This window comes from Aquimarina algiphila (assembly GCF_007489275.1).
GTDB lineage: Bacteria > Bacteroidota > Bacteroidia > Flavobacteriales > Flavobacteriaceae > Aquimarina > Aquimarina algiphila.
Genome location: NZ_VLNR01000003.1, coordinates 41,073 through 62,514, shown reverse-complemented (window position 1 = coordinate 62,514; position 21,442 = coordinate 41,073). Strand labels below are relative to the sequence as shown.

Annotated in this window: 11 protein-coding genes, 2 tRNA genes and 3 rRNA genes; 10 read left to right on the top strand and 6 right to left on the bottom strand. The window is 35.5% G+C overall.

From position 1 onward, the window contains the following. Positions 1–43: 43 nt before the first annotated feature. Positions 44–2,635: a TonB-dependent receptor gene (locus FOF46_RS01910; protein ID WP_143915300.1), complete on the bottom strand. Its 2,592-nt coding sequence runs from the start codon at positions 2,633–2,635 to the stop codon at positions 44–46. Between the two features lie 138 nt (positions 2,636–2,773). On the opposite strand from FOF46_RS01910, the gene FOF46_RS01905 reads away from it, so the two are divergent. After that, complete coding sequence (locus FOF46_RS01905; protein ID WP_109438397.1) at positions 2,774–3,814, top strand: LacI family DNA-binding transcriptional regulator; 1,041 nt, start codon at positions 2,774–2,776, stop codon at positions 3,812–3,814. Between the two features lie 70 nt (positions 3,815–3,884). On the opposite strand, the gene rrf is transcribed toward FOF46_RS01905, so the two are convergent. The 5 genes from rrf to FOF46_RS01880 all read right to left on the bottom strand — a co-directional run bounded on the left by rrf (position 3,885) and on the right by FOF46_RS01880 (position 9,282). Continuing rightward, positions 3,885–3,992 (bottom strand): 5S ribosomal RNA (gene rrf, locus FOF46_RS01900). A gap of 186 nt (positions 3,993–4,178) precedes the next feature. Further along, a 23S ribosomal RNA gene (locus FOF46_RS01895) occupies positions 4,179–7,000 on the bottom strand. A 233-nt stretch (positions 7,001–7,233) separates the two neighbouring features. Continuing rightward, positions 7,234–7,307, bottom strand: a tRNA-Ala gene (locus FOF46_RS01890). Between the two features lie 178 nt (positions 7,308–7,485). Next, a tRNA-Ile gene (locus FOF46_RS01885) sits at positions 7,486–7,559 on the bottom strand. A 201-nt stretch (positions 7,560–7,760) separates the two neighbouring features. Then, positions 7,761–9,282 (bottom strand): 16S ribosomal RNA (locus tag FOF46_RS01880). Together the 16S, 23S and 5S rRNA genes with 2 tRNA genes alongside form the textbook arrangement of a ribosomal RNA operon. Before the next feature lie 807 nt (positions 9,283–10,089). Here FOF46_RS01880 and thrS point away from each other — a divergent pair. From thrS to FOF46_RS01835, 9 genes are all read left to right on the top strand, one after another. After that, entirely contained in the window at positions 10,090–12,036 is a 1,947-nt protein-coding gene (gene thrS, locus FOF46_RS01875; protein WP_143915299.1) for a threonine--tRNA ligase, read from the top strand. An 81-nt stretch (positions 12,037–12,117) separates the two neighbouring features. Then, the gene (infC, locus tag FOF46_RS01870) at positions 12,118–12,627 is read left to right on the top strand and encodes a translation initiation factor IF-3 (protein ID WP_255412242.1); all 510 of its coding nucleotides are present in this window, start codon (positions 12,118–12,120) and stop codon (positions 12,625–12,627) included. Between the two features lie 63 nt (positions 12,628–12,690). Then, positions 12,691–12,888 carry a 50S ribosomal protein L35 gene (rpmI, locus tag FOF46_RS01865; RefSeq protein WP_027394180.1) on the top strand — a complete coding sequence of 66 codons (198 nt, stop codon included), beginning with the start codon at positions 12,691–12,693 and terminating at the stop codon, positions 12,886–12,888. Positions 12,889–13,022: 134 nt separating this feature from the next. After that, the gene (gene rplT, locus FOF46_RS01860) at positions 13,023–13,367 is read left to right on the top strand and encodes a 50S ribosomal protein L20 (RefSeq protein WP_109437046.1); all 345 of its coding nucleotides are present in this window, start codon (positions 13,023–13,025) and stop codon (positions 13,365–13,367) included. A 175-nt stretch (positions 13,368–13,542) separates the two neighbouring features. Further along, positions 13,543–13,947 carry a hypothetical protein gene (locus FOF46_RS01855; protein ID WP_109437047.1) on the top strand — a complete coding sequence of 135 codons (405 nt, stop codon included), beginning with the start codon at positions 13,543–13,545 and terminating at the stop codon, positions 13,945–13,947. 6 nt (positions 13,948–13,953) lie between these two features. Then, positions 13,954–16,716 carry a PAS domain-containing hybrid sensor histidine kinase/response regulator gene (locus FOF46_RS01850; RefSeq protein WP_143915298.1) on the top strand — a complete coding sequence of 921 codons (2,763 nt, stop codon included), beginning with the start codon at positions 13,954–13,956 and terminating at the stop codon, positions 16,714–16,716. A gap of 43 nt (positions 16,717–16,759) precedes the next feature. Further along, positions 16,760–17,569, top strand: coding sequence for a TrmH family RNA methyltransferase (locus FOF46_RS01845; protein WP_143915297.1), 810 nt, complete (start codon positions 16,760–16,762; stop codon positions 17,567–17,569). 94 nt (positions 17,570–17,663) lie between these two features. Continuing rightward, positions 17,664–18,896 (top strand): M48 family metallopeptidase, encoded by a 1,233-nt coding sequence (locus FOF46_RS01840; protein ID WP_109437050.1) that lies wholly within the window; start codon positions 17,664–17,666, stop codon positions 18,894–18,896. A 169-nt stretch (positions 18,897–19,065) separates the two neighbouring features. After that, positions 19,066–21,279, top strand: coding sequence for a RelA/SpoT family protein (locus FOF46_RS01835; protein ID WP_109437051.1), 2,214 nt, complete (start codon positions 19,066–19,068; stop codon positions 21,277–21,279). The last annotated feature ends 163 nt before the right edge of the window (positions 21,280–21,442 follow it).

Below are 21,442 nucleotides of genomic sequence, written 5' to 3'. Positions count from 1 at the left end.
CTTTTAATTCTTAAAAAACAATTAAACTGGTATCATGAAAATATTAAAAACTAAATGTAGCATTGAAGAATAATCGAATTGGCAGAATCGGTCTTCCTACAAAAAATTCTGCTTCTGTTTGACCATCTCCTAATCTTGGGGATCCTTCAGTTATTCCTGCATCATCAAACAGATTAAACACTTGTGTTCCTAAACGCAATGTTTCGCCATCATCAGTAAGATCAAAAGTATATCCAGCATCAAAATTCGCTATCCCGAAACCTTCTAACTCAATTGTGTTCGTTTGATTAGAGAATTTATCACCGGTATAATTATATCTAAGACTACTATCAAACTTACCGTTATCATATTGAACACCTATATTGGCCAAGAAATTAGGCTGTCTTCTTAGTTCGTTACCTTCTAAAGTCGGATCATTCTCTGATTTTGTAATTTCATGTTCCTGATAAGTAACAGATCCACTTAAACTAAAAGCGTCATAAAACTTCCAATTCCAAGTTCCTTCTAAGCCAACAGTTCTCGTGTTTTGCACATCTACATCCTCTGTAAATCCTCCACCAGGGGCATTTATAAAAGTGATTGATCTTCTATCATTAAGTCCTGTTGCATAAGCTGCAAGTGTCCCAGAAAATTTACTGGTCCCATATTTCACTCCTAATTCACCTTGTATTATGCTTTCGGCTTCATATGAAGATGGATCACCATTACCATCAAAGCTTGTTCCTCTTAATTCTGGAAAGAAATACCCTCTTGAGAAGTTAGCATATATACTCATATCATCATTAACCTTGTACAATCCAGCCAACGCGACTGCAAAATCGGTCGCAGAAACATGACCTCTTGTAAAACTCCCATTACCCCATATGACATTATCTAACCCATCAATACTGGTATTATCAACTAAAAAAGATGAAGTCCCTTCATTCTCTATATCTCCTGAAGCTCTCTCTATTCTCACACCAATATCAAAATTCCAACGTTCTAACTGAATTTCATCAGTTAAAAACACAGCAACTTTATTACTTGATATATTTCGGTTTTGATAACCAAGACCTCTATTAGAAACTCCATTAACAGTATGATTAGATACATTAACTAGTCGCGGACGATTATTAAACTCACTTAAATATCTTGTAATTACATTAAAATCGCCTGCTTCTGATCTGGACAGAAATGCTCCAAGTGTAATATTATGAGAATCAATTGTCTTTGTAAGTTTTATATCAGCCATTAACTCTCTTAACGGCCTACTTCTATCTAATATTCGATTCTCAAATAATAGTGCATTCGAAGGAAGCGCTTGTCCATTTAAATACGTGAACGTTTCTGCCCCAAGTCCTCTTGTATCTAGGTATTGCTGTTGTGTTTCTACAGGCCGGGCACCACTAACACCGCTACCGTCTAAAAAGAGATTAAATTGATGCTTATACTTTGAATATCTAACTTTGGCATCTAATTTAAAAGTTCCATAATCCTGTTTGAAGTTCGCCATGATATACCCACCCGAAGTTGAAACTCCATCTTCTATTGGAGAATTATAAATCCCATCCGGAGTTGCATAAGAAATATCACTAGCATCAGCCGTTTGTAAAGTTAATATCTCATTTCCATCATTCCCATTAGGCCGATCTCTGCTTCCACCTTCTAGTGGAAATGGTAGAAAAAACTGAACTTGGTCATCTATATATTGACCTGAGATAGTGATTGACCCTTTTTTAGTGAGCTGTTTAATATTTCCTCTTAACTGAAAACCTTCTGTTGGTAATCCCGTTTTCAAAGGACCTTCATCGTATCTATAAAAGCCAGAAAGTGCATAAAATGTATTTGAATCCTCATTACCCAAAGGTCCACTAGTTACAAAATCTGCTTTATATCGCGAATTAGATGCTACTTCTGTACGTATCGTAGTTTTTGGTACCGCTGAACCTGTGATACTGGTGTAGTTAATAATTCCAGCAACTGATCCTACCCCATATAGAATTGATGCTCCACCACGAACAAATTCTAGACTTTTGACACCAATATCATTCCTAAAGTATACATCATGAGCCGATGAATTCAATCCAAAGGTGCTTAAGACAGGCATCCCATCAATTTGTAATGGATTAAATTGAAATTGTCCTCCTGAAGGTAGCCCTCTAACAAAAACATTTGAAGCCACTTCACCACCACCACCTTCTGTAGTTATCCCAGGGACACTTCTCAAAACATCAGCTTGACTACTAGTATTAACTTTTGATAGCTGCTCAGCATTTAGCGCAGTTATAGATAATGCTGTTTCTTTTTGTGATCTTGTTGTTGATGTAGCGGTCAATAAAATTTCGTCCAATGCTTCTCCACCCTCTGTAAGTATTGCATTCACTTGAATTGGTTTATTCTCTAGTACTATATCTTTTTCAAAAGTACTATATCCAATATATGAGATTAATATTGTGTATATTCCTGTTACATCGGTAGTGAGTGTAAAATTACCATCAAAATCTGTCGTTGTCCCCAAGCTAGTTCCTTTTAATAAAATATTAGCTCCAGGAATTAGATTGCCCCTTGCGTCTTTGATATTCCCCGTGATCTCTGTTTGTGCATTAACAAAAAATAAAGAAAATATAAAAAACATACTTAGAATTAGTTTTTTCATAAACTTGTCTGTTATATTAGCATTAAAATTTTCAATAATATTTTAATAAATGTATAGCCCAATTATTAATATAATATCAATTTTTTAACAAAAAAACTACGCAAACGTTTGCGAAAACGTTTGAAATTTATTTTATAAATGAGTAAGAGAAGTATTACATTAAAAGATTTATCAAATTCGCTTAATCTATCCATATCTACAGTTTCGAGAGCATTAAAAGATCATCCGGATATCAGTACTGAAACTAAAGATAAGGTTCAAAGGCTTGCTAAAGAATTAAATTATGTTCCTAATTCTTTAGCTCAAAATCTTAGAAATAGTAGTACCAAAACGATTGGAGTTGTTATTCCTAATCTTCAACTAGATTTTAGTTCAAAGGTTATCAATGGTATGATTCATCAATCAAGAGAAGAAGGATATAGACTTGTTATATCTGAATCTGGCCACAGCTATGAATTAGAAAAAGACATTTTACAAAATATGATTCGATCAGGAGTAGATGGAGTGTTGCTTTCTCTTACCAATTTTACTAAAAATATTGATCATGTTCTTGAAGCCATGGATACATGTCCGATTATATTATATGATAAAGTTTCTGATAAGGTACCCTGTACTAAAATCATTGTAGATGATGAAATAGGAGCTTGTAAAGCTGTAGAACATCTTATTGAACAGGGAAGAAGAAAAATTTTATACATCAACGGACCTGATCATTCTTTTAATGCAAGAAAAAGATTAAGAGGTTATGAAAAGGCTCTAAAATTACATGACATCCAAGTTCTTGAAGAACGTATTATAAAATGTAAAAATGTATCCATTGATGAAGGAAAAGAAATTGTAGATCAAGCACTAAAAAATGGTTTAGATTTTGATGCTATTTTTGCAGTTACTGATAATGCTGCTATTGGAGCAATTAAATCCTTAAAAAATCATAGCATAAGTATTCCTCAGGAAGTAGCGATTGTTGGTTTTAGTAATTCTAAAAACGCAACAATTATTGAGCCTAACTTAACATCTATTGAACAGCCAGGATATGATATTGGTAAATACGCTGTTTCTTATTTAACACAATCACTAAGGGATAACTTAAAATCAGATGATTATATCCAAACAACTTCTAAAACTGTTGAATTAAAAACCAATTTAATCATAAGAGAATCCAGTAATCTTATCTCTTAATCTCTCTATATCCCTCATAAATAATAGATATAAAAAAAACCCTTCAATATTGATATTGAAGGGTTTTCAAGGAAGGCGGCGACCTACTCTCCCACGATTGTAGTACCATTGGCGCTAATGGGCTTAACTTCTCTGTTCGGAATGGTAAGAGGTGAGCCCCATTGCTATAACCACCTTAAGCTGTTATTAGTAAAGAGTCATAAGTAGTTAAGTAAACAGTACTAAGAGTTCTCTTAATACTTCATTCTACAAACTTAATACTAACATAATAAGTTAACATATTGATTTAATATACGATATAAAAAGAACACTAAACAAAGCTATCAAAGCAATTCTCCACTCCGATAGTTGCCTATCGGAGTGTGCGCATAAGCCTATGGGTTATTAGTACTACTCGGCTATGACATTACTGCCTTTACACCTATAGCCTATCAACGTGGTAGTCTCCCACGACCCTTTAAAGAAATCTCATCTTGTGGTGGGTTTCGCGCTTATATGCTTTCAGCGCTTATCCCTTCCGAACGTAGCTACTCTGCAATGCTCCTGGCGGAACAACAGATACACCAGCGGTTCGTCCAACTCGGTCCTCTCGTACTAAAGTCAGATCCACTCAAATTTCTAACGCCCACTGTAGATAGAGACCGAACTGTCTCACGACGTTCTGAACCCAGCTCGCGTGCCACTTTAATGGGCGAACAGCCCAACCCTTGGGACCTTCTCCAGCCCCAGGATGTGACGAGCCGACATCGAGGTGCCAAACCCCCCCGTCGATGTGAGCTCTTGGGGGAGATCAGCCTGTTATCCCCGGAGTACCTTTTATCCTTTGAGCGATGGCCCTTCCATGCGGAACCACCGGATCACTATGCTCTACTTTCGTACCTGATCGAGCTGTATCTCTCTCAGTCAAGCTTGCTTATGCCATTGCACTCTACGCACGATTACCAACCGTACTGAGCAAACCTTTAGAAGCCTCCGTTACTCTTTTGGAGGCGACCACCCCAGTCAAACTACCCACCAAGCACTGTCCATCTCGCGATGTTAGGCTTCGAATAAGCAAAGGGTGGTATTTCAACAATGACTCACACACGCCTGGCGACGCATGATCAAAGTCTCCCACCTATCCTACACATTACTTATCCAAAGTCAATACTAAGCTATAGTAAAGGTTCACGGGGTCTTTTCGTCCCACAGCGGGTAACCGGCATCTTCACCGATACTACAATTTCACCGAGCTCATGGCTGAGACAGTGTCCAGATCGTTGCACCATTCGTGCAGGTCGGAACTTACCCGACAAGGAATTTCGCTACCTTAGGACCGTTATAGTTACGGCCGCCGTTTACCGGGGCTTCAATTCAATGCTTCTCCGAAGATAACATCTCCTCTTAACCTTCCGGCACCGGGCAGGTGTCAGGCCATATACATCATATTTCTATTTAGCATAGCCCTGTGTTTTTGATAAACAGTCGCCTGGACCTTTTCACTGCGGCCCATCCGAAGATGGGCGACCCTTCTCCCGAAGTTACGGGTCGATTTTGCCTAGTTCCTTAGCCATGAATCTCTCGAGCACCTTAGAATTCTCATCCCAACTACCTGTGTCGGTTTACGGTACGGGCTGCTTCACTTGATTTTCTTGGAAGTCGATTTGCTAGATTATCACCTCGGCCGTAGCCTTAGTGTACTATCGGGACATTACTGTTCCCTTCAACGTACATTTCCGTCAGTACGCACTAACTTTTCGCCTCCGTCACTTTTAGTGTGAGCAGGTACGGGAATATTAACCCGTTGTCCATCCACTACCCCTTTCGGGTTCGCGTTAGGTCCCGACTAACCCTCAGCTGATTAGCATAGCTGAGGAAACCTTAGTCTTTCGGTGTGCGGGTTTCTCGCCCGCATTATCGTTACTTATGCCTACATTTTCTTTTGTAGCTACTCCAGCAATCCTCGCGAATCACCTTCAACGTCACTACAATGCTCCCCTACCGATATTTCTATCCCATAGCTTCGGTAATATGCTTATGCCCGATTATTATCCATGCCGAACCGCTCGACTAGTGAGCTGTTACGCACTCTTTAAATGAATGGCTGCTTCCAAGCCAACATCCTAGCTGTCTAAGCAGTTCAACCGCGTTTTTTCAACTTAGCATATATTTTGGGACCTTAGCTGATGGTCTGGGTTCTTTCCCTCTCGGACATGGACCTTAGCACCCATGCCCTCACTGCTGGTAAACATTTTATAGCATTCGGAGTTTGTCAGGAATTGGTAGGCGGTGAAGCCCCCGCATCCAATCAGTAGCTCTACCTCTATAAAACTATACCAACGCTGCACCTAAATGCATTTCGGGGAGTACGAGCTATTTCCGAGTTTGATTGGCCTTTCACCCCTACCCTCAGGTCATCCCAAGACTTTTCAACGTCAACGGGTTCGGTCCTCCACTTTGGGTTAACAAAGCTTCAACCTGCCCAAGGGTAGATCACACGGTTTCGCGTCTACTACTACTAACTATAGTCGCCCTATTCAGACTCGCTTTCGCTACGGATCCGCACCTGAAGTGCTTAACCTTGCTAGTAAAAGTAACTCGTAGGCTCATTATGCAAAAGGCACGCCGTCACACATAAATGCGCTCCGACCGCTTGTAAGCGTATGGTTTCAGGATCTATTTCACTCCCTTATTCAGGGTTCTTTTCACCTTTCCCTCACGGTACTGGTTCACTATCGGTCTCTCAGGAGTATTTAGCCTTAACGGATGGTCCCGCCAGATTCATACAGGATTACACGTGTCCCGCACTACTCAGGATACTACTAGAATTAATGATCTTTACTTATACCAGGCTATCACTGTCTATGGCTCCTCTTTCCAAAGGATTCTAATTCATTACACAACTCATATCGTAGTCCTACAACCCCAGCACTGCCGTAACAATACTGGTTTGGGCTAATCCGCGTTCGCTCGCCACTACTAACGGAATCACTTTTGTTTTCTTCTCCTCCGGGTACTTAGATGTTTCAGTTCTCCGGGTTCGCCTCCTCGAAAGGATACTATATCTTCAATATAGTGGGTTGCCCCATTCGGATATCTGCGGATCAGTCTGTATGTGCCAGTCCTCGCAGCTTTTCGCAGCTTATCACGTCCTTCTTCGCCTCTGAGAGCCTAGGCATTCCCCATACGCCCTTAATTAGCTTATGCGTCTTGCTTTAACTTGCTCTTTTAGTTTTTGTCGATACCAATAAAGTAACTAAATCAGTATCAACATCTTTTATTTTTCATTAATTGTAAAACAATTAATGCTCGTATTTTTAAATCAATATGTCAATGAACGTTTTTCCTATAATAAATATAAAATCAATGAATATAAAGACTATTTCATCTAATGAATCCTGTGCTTTATAAACTATTAAATCCTTATATCTAAAGAATCGTGGAGAATATCGGAGTCGAACCGATGACCTCCTGCGTGCAAGGCAGGCGCTCTAGCCAGCTGAGCTAATCCCCCATTATTTGAAATTCAGAATTACGAATCCAGAATCCCGAATGATGAAGTAATGAATTCTCAACTTCTAAAATTTCCTTTTCAATATATAATCAATGAACTTATAAATGTAAAACCGAAAAATCCTAAAATAAAAACGAATTTTACATTGTAAATTTAAACTTTTACATTTTAAATCTTGTAGTCTCAGGCAGACTCGAACTGCCGACCTCTACATTATCAGTGTAGCGCTCTAACCAGCTGAGCTATGAGACTTTCATATAGTAATGAGTACAAAGTAGTAAGTACAAAGATCACTATTCTAATAATAATACTTTAATACTTAAAACTTAGCACTAAGTACCTAATACTCAATACTAAATTTATTAATTAACAGCAAAAAGACTAAAAACACAATTGCGATACAATTCCATCGCACTATCTTGTGTCTCCTTAAATAATTAAGGAAATCTCTAGAAAGGAGGTGTTCCAGCCGCACCTTCCGGTACGGCTACCTTGTTACGACTTAGCCCCAGTTACCAGTTTTACCCTAGGCCGCTCCTTACGGTGACGGACTTCAGGTACTCCCAGCTTCCATGGCTTGACGGGCGGTGTGTACAAGGCCCGGGAACGTATTCACCGGATCATGGCTGATATCCGATTACTAGCGATTCCAGCTTCACGGAGTCGAGTTGCAGACTCCGATCCGAACTGTGATAGGCTTTATAGATTCGCTCCTGGTCACCCAGTGGCTGCTCTCTGTACCTACCATTGTAGCACGTGTGTGGCCCAGGACGTAAGGGCCGTGATGATTTGACGTCATCCCCACCTTCCTCGCGGTTTGCACCGGCAGTCTTGCTAGAGTTCCCGACATTACTCGATGGCAACTAACAACAGGGGTTGCGCTCGTTATAGGACTTAACCTGACACCTCACGGCACGAGCTGACGACAACCATGCAGCACCTTGTAAATTGTCCGAAGAAAAGTCTATCTCTAAACCTGTCAATCTACATTTAAGCCCTGGTAAGGTTCCTCGCGTATCATCGAATTAAACCACATGCTCCACCGCTTGTGCGGGCCCCCGTCAATTCCTTTGAGTTTCATTCTTGCGAACGTACTCCCCAGGTGGGTTACTTATCACTTTCGCTTAGCCACTCAGACCGAAGTCCGAACAGCTAGTAACCATCGTTTACGGCGTGGACTACCAGGGTATCTAATCCTGTTCGCTACCCACGCTTTCGTCCCTTAGCGTCAATACATTATTAGTGATCTGCCTTCGCAATCGGTATTCTGTGTAATATCTATGCATTTCACCGCTACACTACACATTCTAACCACTTCATAATGATTCAAGACTTGCAGTATCAATGGCAATTTTCCGGTTGAGCCGAAAACTTTCACCACTGACTTACAAACCCGCCTACGGACCCTTTAAACCCAATGATTCCGGATAACGCTTGGATCCTCCGTATTACCGCGGCTGCTGGCACGGAGTTAGCCGATCCTTATTCGTAGAGTACCGTCAGAGCGATATACATATCGCGGTTTCTTCCTCTATAAAAGTAGTTTACAACCCATAGGGCAGTCTTCCTACACGCGGCATGGCTGGATCAGAGTTGCCTCCATTGTCCAATATTCCTCACTGCTGCCTCCCGTAGGAGTCTGGTCCGTGTCTCAGTACCAGTGTGGGGGATCTCCCTCTCAGGACCCCTATCTATCGTAGCCTTGGTATGCCGTTACCATACCAACTAGCTAATAGAACGCATAGCCATCTTATAGCAATAAATCTTTAATCCTTAGTGAATGCTCACTTAGGATACTATAAGGTATTAATCCAAATTTCTCTGGGCTATCCCTTACTATAAGGTAGGTTCTATACGCGTTACGCACCCGTGCGCCGGTCGTCATCAAGTGCAAGCACTTATGTTACCCCTCGACTTGCATGTGTTAAGCCTGCCGCTAGCGTTCATCCTGAGCCAGGATCAAACTCTTCATCGTTTGTCTTTAAATATTATTCAAAACAATACAACGGAATTATAATTCGTATCTCAATGATGTTTCTAGTCTTTATTCTTTGTATAAAACTATCTCTAGTCTTAATACGCGCTGTCAATCAATATGTCTATGAACTTTTTGTAATCACTAAAGCAATCTTCATCGCTAGTAATTCCTGTTGATACATAAGGAATCGAACCTTATAAATGCCGTAAAAAACACCCTACTCCTGTACTATCTCTAAACTTATGAACTTCGCTCTGTTTCTGTAAGCGGGTGCAAATATACAACCCTTTTTTATTCTACAAAGCTTTTTTTAATTTATTTTTGAAAAGTTTTTCTAAACCTCAAATCCAATAAAAAAAACTCAAAAACATAACCGCTCTGAGCGGGCGCAAACATACAACCCTTTTTTATTATATCAAGAAATTTATTAAGAAAATTTAAAACATCTTAAACCCCCCAAAAAAATAAACCAAACCTCAATGAACTAAACAAAACAATACCCCGTTTTGCGGGTGCAAATATAGAACCCTTTTTCTTTATGACAACACATTTTCATAACTATTTTAAAACTTTTTTTTAACAGTCTGATAAACTACAACTTATGAGCACAAAAAAAGCTTTATCCCATATCATAAATAATTATAGGCAGCTTTAGTATATATAATGAAGTCAGATCAAATTTAACCTTCACCCCTCTTTATAGTAGTCATCTCACATAATCAAAAGAATTCATCAATTAAATATGTCTTATATATTGTATGAGTTTTATTATCGTATTATCTTTGCCCCTTTAATTAGAAAAACATGATCAAGATTACGTTACCAGACGGTTCGGTTAGAGAATATAATAGCGGTGTTACTGCTATGGATATCGCAAAAGATATTAGTGAAGGTTTTGCAAGAAATGTAATTTCTGCAAAGTTTAACGGAACTACTATTGAAACCACCACCCAATTAACCACAGATGGTAACCTTATATTATTTACGTGGAGAGATGACGAAGGCAAGACAGCGTTTAGACACTCTACATCTCATGTTTTAGCCCAAGCCCTTGAAGAACTATACCCTGGAGTTAAGCTATCTATTGGTCCTGCAATTGATAATGGATTTTATTATGACGTTGATCTAGGGGATAAAACAATCTCTGAAAAAGATTTCAAGACTATTGAAGATAAAATGCTCGAAATCGCAAGAGGCAAGCATAACTTCAAAATGAGAGCTGTTTCAAAGGCTGATGCTTTAGCCAAATACAAAGAGGAAGGAAATGAGTATAAAGTTGAACTGATTGAAAACCTTGAAGATGGAACAATTACATTTTGTGATCATGATACTTTTACTGATTTATGTCGAGGAGGCCATATTCCTAACACAGGAATTATCAAAGCCGTAAAGATCATGAGTGTTGCCGGCGCATATTGGAGAGGAGATGAAAATAATAAACAACTAACACGAGTTTACGGAACATCTTTTCCTAAACAAAAGGAATTAAAAGAATATCTAGAATTACTAGAAGAAGCAAAAAAACGTGATCATAGAAAATTAGGTAAAGAACTAGGGCTTTTCACTTTTTCTCAAAAAGTGGGTCAAGGACTACCTCTTTGGCTTCCAAAAGGAGCTGCTTTACGAGATCGTTTAGAGCAATTTTTGAAAAAAGCTCAAAAAAAGGCTGGATATGAAATGGTAGTTACTCCACACATTGGTCAAAAAGAGCTATATGTAACTTCTGGTCATTATGCTAAATATGGAGAAGATAGCTTTCAACCTATAAATACTCCTGCTGAAAGTGAAGAATTTCTATTAAAACCCATGAATTGCCCTCACCATTGTGAAATATACAATAGCGAACCGTGGTCATATAGAGATTTACCTAAGCGATATGCCGAGTTTGGCACCGTATATAGATATGAACAAAGTGGTGAACTTCATGGTTTAACTCGCGTAAGAGGATTTACCCAGGATGATGCTCATATCTTTTGTACTCCAGACCAATTAGATAATGAATTTAAAAAAGTAATTGATTTAGTTTTATATGTTTTTGGTTCTTTAGGTTTCGAAAATTTTACAGCCCAAGTATCTGTTAGGGATTTAGAAAATCCCGACAAATATATTGGTGATGTAGCAAATTGGGAAAAAGCTGAAAATGCTATTATCAATGCTGCAAAAGACAAAGGTCTTAATTATGTAATAGAAAGTGGTGAGGCAGCCTTCTATGGTCCCAAACTTGACTTCATGGTCAAAGATGCTTTAGGAAGAAGCTGGCAACTAGGAACTATCCAGGTAGATTATAACTTACCAGAACGTTTTGAACTTACATATAAAGGTAGCGACAACGAATTACATAGACCAATAATGATCCATAGAGCTCCTTTTGGTAGTCTGGAAAGATTTATCGCAATCTTATTAGAACATACGGGAGGTAATTTCCCATTATGGCTCATGCCAGAACAGGCTATTATACTCTCTATCAGCGAGAAATATGAAAAATACTCTGAAAAAGTTTTAAATTTGTTAGAAAATGACGAAATTCGCGCCCTCTCGGATCATAGAAATGAAACGATTGGCAAAAAGATCAGAGAAGCTGAAATGAATAAATTTCCTTATATTATAATCGTAGGGGAACAAGAAGAAAAAGATAATACAATTTCTGTTCGAAAACATGGAGGAGAAGATTTAGGAGCAATACCTATTGAAGAATTCTCTAAATTAGTAACCGAAGAAATTAACAAAACTTTAAAACCGTTTAACGGATAACGAATACTAAAAATTAAGTTTAACTAAAATTATTAAGTCATAGCAATTAGAAGAAGAAGGTCTCAAAAACCACTAAGAGTAATTAAAGAAGATGCTCACAGAATCAACCATAAAATTCGTGTTGATGAAGTGCGTCTTGTAGGTGACAATATAGAAGTTGGTGTATACCCAACAAAAAAAGCTTTACAACTTGCCGAAGAGCAAGAACTCGACCTTGTAGAGATTTCACCTAAAGCCGTACCCCCCGTTTGTAAAATAATGGATTACAAAAAATTCCTTTATGAACAAAAGAAAAGAGACAAAGCCTTAAAATCAAAGGCCACTAAAGTTGTTATTAAAGAAATTAGATTTGGTCCCAATACAGATGAACATGATTATGAGTTCAAGAAAAAACATGCCATTAAATTCCTAAGCGAAGGAGCTAAATTAAAGGCTTATGTATTTTTCAAAGGACGTTCTATCATATATAAAGATCAAGGACAAATCTTACTTCTTAGGCTTGCACAAGAATTAGAAGAATATGGTAAGGTTGAGCAAATGCCAAAACTAGAAGGTAAGCGAATGATAATGTTCATTGCACCAAAAAAATAAACAAATTCCTAACAAAAAGGAAATTGTAATAATATTAAGTGAGATTATTAAAACAAGGATACAATGCCTAAAATGAAAACAAAATCCAGTGCTAAAAAGCGATTTAAGCTTACCGGTACTGGTAAAATTAAAAGAAAGCATGCGTTTAAGAGTCATATCTTGACAAAAAAATCTAAAAAACGTAAGCTTGCTTTGACGCACTCAACATTAGTGCACAAAAGCGATGAAAATAGTATTAAAGAGCAATTACGATTGAAGTAATCACTTTTTAATAAGGTTAAAATTAATATAAACCAAGGAGTTAGGCCAATAGTAATAAACTCTCTAATACAGATGTAAATACTATAAAACAAAAGAGTCAAATATCGACCGCCTACTACTAAAAAATTTAAATTATGCCAAGATCAGTAAATTCCGTTGCAAAAAGAGCTAGAAGAAAAAAAGTTCTTAAGCAAGCAAAAGGTTACTTCGGACGTCGTAAGAATGTTTGGACTGTAGCAAAAAATGCGGTTGACAAAGCGATGCAATATTCGTATAGAGACCGTAGAAACAAAAAGAGAACTTTCCGTGCTTTATGGATCACCCGTATTAATGCTGGTGCTAGATTACATGGAATGTCTTATTCTCAATTTATGGGACAAGTAAAAGCTAATAATATCGAATTAAACCGTAAGGTTCTTGCAGATTTAGCGATGAACAACCCTGAAGCTTTTCAAGCAATTGTAGAAAAAGTAAAATAACTCTTTTAGTAAAAACAATACAATCTCACTTATAAAAAAACTCTGCTATATAGCAGGGTTTTTTGTTCTATTTAGTTTTTACAAAAATGCATTTTGTCGATAAAACAAGTACTTTAACTATAAAAAGGGATGCTAATCAGTATTTTTTCATTACTTTTAAGAAAACTCGACATATATGAAAAAAGCTTACTTTTTACTTACATTCGTTTTATTTTCTAGTAGCCAACAATTGTTAGCACAGGATCATACTGGACACTCAGATAGTGATATGGGTGCAGAACAGATTTTTGGTCTTCTCGAAATGCCATTCCTTGCCATTGCTTTGGTTTTTAGCTTCTTAACAGCAACACGATTAAAGGGAGGAAAATTTGGATCAGGAATGACACTATTAGCATGGGGATTTGTAGTAATGGCTCTTGGACATCTTCATATGCAAATAGCTCATATTTTTAATTATAATATTTTTAAAAATATATTTGGAGACACCGCGGGTAATTATATCTGGTTTATTGCTCTTATTCTTACATGGGGGTTATCTGCGCTGGGTTTTTATAAAATATATAAAGCCAGTAAAATATGACCTTAGATGATCATTAATTGGTTTAAAAGAATATTTCGCCCCAAGAAAGCTTATCCTTCAAAAAACCAAGAAGAACAGAAAATTATAGATCTTATTGATTTTCTATGGAATGAGGTTGATATACATGCAAACGCCTCTAACTTAAAAACAAAGGTTAAAGCTTATAAAGGACTATCTCTCACCAAAAAGATTGAGTCCCTACCCGAGGTATATTTATTTCTCGAAGAACATCTTACCGAAAAAAACACAATAAAACTTGCCAGTAAACATTTTATAAGAAATCAGGTTGCCGAACAACATGCTCCTCTATTCAAATACAAAAATTTCAAATTAATATTTGATCCACTAAAGGAACAAGAATTAATATTATGTAAAGTTTTTCTCTCGAACGTACTAAAGAAATCTTCAGAACTGGTCGGCAACTATAATGATCAAAAAATCCAGCAAATAAAACAATATCTAGACACCGAATATGATTTTAATTCTATTGATCTGATCAAAGAAAGAAAAAAGCTACTAGAATACTCCAATCAAATATTTTTTAGAATAAAAAATAGTTTAGGGATAAATGCTATTACAAACATCTACCTCATTATCTATAAAAAGCATTTTCAATCCTATCATTTACTAGAATCCTTCACCGCTACTCTTAATGTTATCCCAGAAGAAATTCTTTCAAAAGATCTTATTAATTTCCCAAGCAAACAACAAATGCATAAGATGCTGCAAAAGCAGCTATACAGCTTAGAAGAAATAAACGAGAGACTGACCAAAGAAATTGTTGAAAGAAAAAAAGTAGAAGAAGAACTAAAATACAGTGAACACTTAAAAACAACTATTCTAGAAACTGCTATGGATGCCGTAATCCTAGTAAACAGTATAGGAACAGTATTAAACTGGAATAAACAAGCTGAAATAATTTTAGAGTTAAAAAAAGAAGAAACTATAGGTAAGAATTTGTATTCTTTGGTACCCAGAAAATTAAGACACCAATTAAAAACCAGTTTTAGCAATTATATACAAACAGGAGAAGATGAACTCATAAATAAAAGAGTAGAGACCTCTATTAACAGAAGAGATGGCTCTATTGTTTATATCGAACTTACTATTATTGCTATTAAAACTAAAAACGATTATCTTTTTAATGCTTTCTTTAGGGATATAACCAATAGAAAAATTATAGATAATGAAATTAGAGAAGCAAAAGTAATAGCAGAGAAATCTGCAAAAGCAAAATCTGTATTTTTATCTAATATGAGTCATGAAATCAGAACACCACTTAATGTGATTCTGGGACTTACAGGTATTTTACAAAAAAGTAATTTTAGTACTCCACAAATCGATAGAAAAAACCTAGATGGCATACAATTTTCTGCTGAAAATCTTTTGATTCTTATTAATGATATTCTTGATTTTTCTAAAATTGAAGCAGGAAAACTAACATTACACAATACCGATTTTAATGTTCGAGAACTCATTACTAATATCTCTCGAGGTTTTAGAATAAAAGCAGATGAAAAAGGACTAAAGTATATTATGCATATTGATTCTTCAGTACCTAAATTCATTATTGGAGATCAACTTAGGTTAAATCAAATTTTAATTAACCTATTGGGTAACGCAATAAAATTTACCCAAAAAGGAGAAATAATAATTCAAGTACAAACAGAAGAAGTTATTGAAACTCATATTACTATTAATTTTTCTGTAAAAGATACTGGAGTAGGCATACCAAAAAACAAACTAAAGAATATTTTTGAAAGTTTTTATCAAGTCCATAAACCTGGCAAAAACAAGATAGAAGGAACTGGTCTTGGTTTATCAATTTCTAAACAACTTATAGAACTACAAGGGGGAACTCTCAAGGCCGAAAGCCAACCCGGAAAAGGTTCTTCCTTTAATTTTTCTATTACTTATGCTAAAAGCAGTTATAAATCTTCAGAAAACGAAAAACTAACCACACAAGCTGAAAATAAGCGCAGCTTATCAGGAATGAAAGTTCTTGTAGTCGAAGACAATAAAATGAATCAATTTTTTATGAGACAATTATTTTCTAACTGGAACATCAAAGCAGATATTGCTGATAATGGAAAAATTGCTTTGGAAAAATTAGAAGAATCTATTTATGATCTTATACTAATGGACATGCATATGCCAGTCATGGATGGTCCCGAAACAACAGAAATCATACGAAAATCTAGCAATAACAGGATTAACCAATTACCAATAGTGGCATGCTCTGCAGATGTATTTCCAGAATCAAAAAAGAAAGCAATCGAATCTGGAATGAATTTTTACTTAACTAAACCATTAAGTGAGGAAGCTCTAGAAGAAATACTCTTTAGCTTACAATCCAACATAAAAAATAAAACTTCTTTTCATACTGATACTAATCCCATAGCTGACAACAAAAAGTTCTGCGATTTATCTTTCCTGAAAAAAACTTTTGACGACGATAAAGAAATTATCAAAAGTGTGCTTCAGATATTTATAGAAGAAACTCCTGAAGAATATCAAAAATTAAAAGAGGCTATTGAAAACAAAAATATAAACGTAATACAAGGAATTGCTCATAAACTTAAATCAAGTTTTAAAACTATTGGGTTACAAAAAGAAACCAGTATTCTAGAAAACATAGAATGTTCTTCGAAAGAAAAATTAGAATTCTCTCTGCTTTTAAAACTATTTCAGGATTTAGATGGATACTACCCAAAAATCATCAAGGAAGTCCAGCAATACATAAACGATCCAACTTCTTTAAATACCTAAAAAAAGAAAACATTTTTTCCTGCCTATTACTATCTTTGCATTTATGCAAAATCAAATAAAAAGCTTGCAGAATGATAAAGTAAAATTTCTCAATCAACTTAAAGAAAAGGCACGAGTTCGTCGGAGAGAAAAACTTTTTATCATTGAAGGTAAGCGTGAAATTACTCTAGCAATACAAGGCGGCTATACTATTACCCAATTATATTATTGTTCTTCTATTATTACCTATAAAGAGGTTTCATTGCTAGCCAAAACTTATAACAATCAAATTGAGTTATTCGAGATTACATCAGAAATATATCAAAAGCTAGCTTACCGTGCAACGACAGAAGGGGTCTTGGCCGTTGTAGTATCCAAGAATACAGATATAAACAAATTGACTTTACCTTCTAAAAACCCTCTTATTTTGGTAGCAGAAGCCCCTGAAAAACCAGGCAATATAGGAGCACTGCTTCGTACTGCTGACGCTGCTCAATTAGATGCTGTTCTCATTGCCAATCCAAAAACTGATCTTTACAATCCTAATATCATACGATCCAGTGTAGGATGTCTGTTTACTAATACAATTGCCACAGGATCAACAGTTGATATCGTAAATTTCCTAAAAAAAGAACAAGTGAATATCTATGGAGCAGCATTACAAGCATCTGTAAATTATAATACATTAGATTACACCAAGCCCACTGCAATTGTTGTTGGCACTGAGGCTACTGGCATAAGCGATCTGTTTTTAGAAAATACCACTCAAAATATTATTATTCCTATGAATGGTGTAATAGACTCAATGAACGTTTCTGTAGCCGCTGGGATTTTGATTTTTGAAGCAAAACGTCAACGGGGCTTTACAAACTAAAAGATTTAATATTATATTAAAAATAAATTAAAATTCATTATCTTACGAATTCTTACATGTCCCAAATGTTTGAACTCTAATTTGCTATAAACCGATGACCCCTTATTACCTATTTTACTTACTGATAGCCATCATTGTAATTGTTTTCTTAATAGATTCTCTATTAGATATACTTAATGCCAGACATTACAATAATGAAATCCCTAAAGAACTTTTAGACGTATACCCAGAAGAAGAATATGAAAAATCTATAGCATACAAGAAAGCAAATTATAAATTCAAACTAGTTTCTTCTACTGTATCCTTAATTATAATGCTTTTATTTTTCTTCTTAGACGGTTTTGCTTGGGTAGATACTATATCAAGAAGCATTTCTAATAACTCTATTATTATAGGACTTCTTTTTTTTGGAATTATTATGATTGGTAGTGACATTCTATCTACACCTGCTGTCTATTATAAAATTTTTGTAATTGAAGAAAAATTTGGTTTTAATAAAACAACTATAAAAACCTTTTTTATTGATAAGATAAAAAGCATGATCATGATGATTGTTGTGGGTGGAGGACTACTAGCATTAATTATATGGTTTTATGAATTAACAGGAAGGTCATTCTGGATATATGCCTGGACATTAGTATCTATTTTTACATTAGCAATGAATATGTTCTACGCTAAACTTATTGTACCTATATTTAACAAACAGACCCCTTTAGAACCGGGAGAACTTAGAGATACGATTGAAGCTTATTCAAAAAAAGTGGGATTTCAATTAAAAGATATTTTTGTGATTGATGGTTCTAAGAGAAGTACCAAGGCAAATGCTTATTTTTCTGGTTTTGGTAGTGAAAAAAGAATTACTCTTTATGATACATTAATTAAAGATTTAAATAATGAAGAAATCGTTGCTGTACTTGCTCATGAGGTAGGTCATTATAAAAAAAGGCATGTAATCGTTAATTTACTATTATCTATAGCGCTTACTGGTTTGACATTATGGTTTTTATCTCTTTTCATAGCAAATCCACTTCTTTCTGAAGCTCTTGGAGTCGCAACTCCTTCATTTCATATAGGTCTTATAGCCTTCGGAATTTTATATAGTCCTATTTCTGAAATAACTGGGTTAATAATGAATGTAGTATCTAGAGCATTTGAATACCAAGCTGATGACTATGCAAAAAACACATATAATAATGAAGCTTTAATTAGTAGTTTAAAAAAGCTTTCAAAAAATAATTTAAGTAATCTTACACCTCATCCTGCTATGGTATTCATTCATTATTCACACCCTACCCTATCACAAAGGATTAAAAATCTAAGAAAATAAATCCATCACTTAAGTGCTTGGTGGTTACATTTCTTAATTGTACTTTTAATTATTATTGAAAAAAATTGTTATTTAATTATTAAAATAAGGCATAATTTTTGACAACTAATACGACTAAGGGGATATCACACATATTGCTTAATAGGGCTTTCTTAAAAAACTTTGTGTTATGACCGAAGCTGCTATAGACGAGGAAAACAAAAAAATTGCAAAGCAATACAAAGAATTGCTTCGTATTAGTTATAGGGATCTTACCAAAGAGGACAAAATACTTATACGACAAGCATTTGATATTGCTGTAGATGCACATAAAGATCAACGCCGTAAGAGTGGTGAGGCATATATTTTTCACCCTATTGCTGTTGCTAAGATTGTGGCCAGTGAAATTGGACTTGATGCCACATCCATTGCTGCTGCCCTACTTCATGATGTTGTAGAAGATACAGAATATACATTAGTCGATATAGAGCAAATGTTTGGAGAAACGGTTGCCCGTATTGTAGATGGTTTAACTAAAATTTCTTCTCTAAAAAAAGATAGAGATATATCCTTACAAGCAGAGAATTTTAGAAAAATGCTCCTTACTCTTAATGATGATGTTAGAGTTATTATCATTAAGATTGCCGATCGTTTACATAATATGCAAACGATGGATGCTATGCGACCAGACAAACAAGTAAAAATCGCCTCTGAAACACTATTTATATATGCCCCATTAGCACATAGAATTGGCTTATATAACATCAAAACAGAACTTGAAGATCTGGGACTCAAATATACCGAACCCGAGGTTTATAAGGATATTCTCGAAAAAATTAAAGAGAGTAAAGAAGAGCAAGATGAATATATCAAAAGATTCTCTGATAAAATTAGAGAAGGACTGGATAAAGAAGGATTAAATTATGAAATAAAAGGAAGGCCTAAGTCCATTTTCTCCATTCGCAGAAAGATGGTGAAACAGAATGTATCATTTGACGAAGTCTATGATAAATTCGCCATACGAATCATCTATAAGTCCGATGCTGACACTGAAAATGAAAAATTCATAGCTTGGAAAATCTATTCTATTGTTACAGATTACTACAGGCCTAATCCAATTCGATTAAGGGACTGGATTAATCAACCCAAAACAACAGGTTATGAGGCTTTACACATTACGGTTATCGGGCCAGATAGCAAATGGGTAGAGGTTCAAATTCGTAGTGATCGTATGCATGAAATCGCTGAAAAAGGATACGCTGCTCATTATAAGTATAAAAACAATGAAGAAAGGCAAGAGGACCAAGGATTAGATGGTTGGCTCAACAGACTACAGGAAGCCTTAGAAAATTCTGAAACCAATGCTGTAGACTTTGTAGAAGAATTCAAACTAAATCTTTATGCTAAAGAAATCTTTGTTTTTACTCCAGAAGGTGATTTAAAATCCTTACCCAAAGGAGCTACTGCCTTAGATTTTGGTTTTAGCGTACATACAGAAGTTGGCTTAAGAACTCGGGGAGCAAGAGTAAATGGCAAATTGGTACCATTAAGCCACGAACTTAAAAGTGGTGACCAAGTCGAAATAATTACCTCAACAAAATCAAAACCTTCTTCCAGCTGGCTGGATTACTCTACTACTGCAAGAGCACGATCAAAGATAAAATCTGCTTTACGAGATGAAAGAAAACAAATAGCAGAAGATGGTAAAGTTATCCTAAAACGTAAACTTCGTTCCCAAAAAATTACAATGGGAGAAAAAGTAGTAAATGAACTTGTTCTTTATTTTAAACTTAAAACAAGTTTGGATTTATTTTATAGAGTTGGTATAGGAACAATTGACAACCAAAAAATTAAAGAATTTGCTACTACTCGAAGCAATGTCTTTATGAATTTTATTAAAAACAGAATTCGAAGAGGTAACATTAAAGATGTAGATAAAGAAGAAATTACATCAAAATATGATCTACTTGTTTTTGGTAAAGATTCAGAGAAGTTAGAATACAAACTATCAAATTGTTGCAACCCTATACCTGGGGATGATGTTTTTGGCTTTATAACTGTTAATGAAGGAATAAAAGTGCATAAAAATAATTGTCCGAATGCATTGCAATTACAAAGTAACTATGCATATCGTATTATGCCTGCTAAATGGATTGATTCTAGTCAGGAAGAATTCAAAGCAGTAATCAAACTTAACGGTATCGACAATATTGGGGTTGTAAATGAAGTGACCCAGATCATTTCTAACAATATGCATCTCGCTATTTACAATATGAACTTTGATACTAATGATGGTGTTTTCACGGGAAAAATAACTGTAGGTGTTAAAAATAAAAATACTTTAAAAACAGTAATGAAAAGTCTTTCTAAAATAAGTGGTATTGATAAAGTAGTCAGAGAATAATTCTATATAAGAACACTTTATAACCTACTGCTATTCTGTTCTTTTCAGGTCATTACCACAACTTATATAAGTTATATTTAATTAATTTTAAAACGTTTAAATAATCGTTTTAAAAATCAGAGTCTCGCTAATAAAAAATAATGTAACTTTGCTTTTTTAAACG

Excerpts from the sequence above, each read along its gene's own strand:
- FOF46_RS01910 (WP_143915300.1), bottom strand. The coding sequence starts at position 2,635 with ATGAAAAAACTAATTCTAAGTATGTTTTTTATATTTTCTTTATTTTTT.
- FOF46_RS01905 (WP_109438397.1), top strand. The coding sequence starts at position 2,774 with ATGAGTAAGAGAAGTATTACATTAAAAGATTTATCAAATTCGCTTAAT.
- thrS (WP_143915299.1), top strand. The coding sequence starts at position 10,090 with ATGATCAAGATTACGTTACCAGACGGTTCGGTTAGAGAATATAATAGC.
- rpmI (WP_027394180.1), top strand. The coding sequence starts at position 12,691 with ATGCCTAAAATGAAAACAAAATCCAGTGCTAAAAAGCGATTTAAGCTT.
- rplT (WP_109437046.1), top strand. The coding sequence starts at position 13,023 with ATGCCAAGATCAGTAAATTCCGTTGCAAAAAGAGCTAGAAGAAAAAAA.
- FOF46_RS01855 (WP_109437047.1), top strand. The coding sequence starts at position 13,543 with ATGAAAAAAGCTTACTTTTTACTTACATTCGTTTTATTTTCTAGTAGC.
- FOF46_RS01850 (WP_143915298.1), top strand. The coding sequence starts at position 13,954 with ATGATCATTAATTGGTTTAAAAGAATATTTCGCCCCAAGAAAGCTTAT.
- FOF46_RS01845 (WP_143915297.1), top strand. The coding sequence starts at position 16,760 with ATGCAAAATCAAATAAAAAGCTTGCAGAATGATAAAGTAAAATTTCTC.
- FOF46_RS01840 (WP_109437050.1), top strand. The coding sequence starts at position 17,664 with ATGACCCCTTATTACCTATTTTACTTACTGATAGCCATCATTGTAATT.
- FOF46_RS01835 (WP_109437051.1), top strand. The coding sequence starts at position 19,066 with ATGACCGAAGCTGCTATAGACGAGGAAAACAAAAAAATTGCAAAGCAA.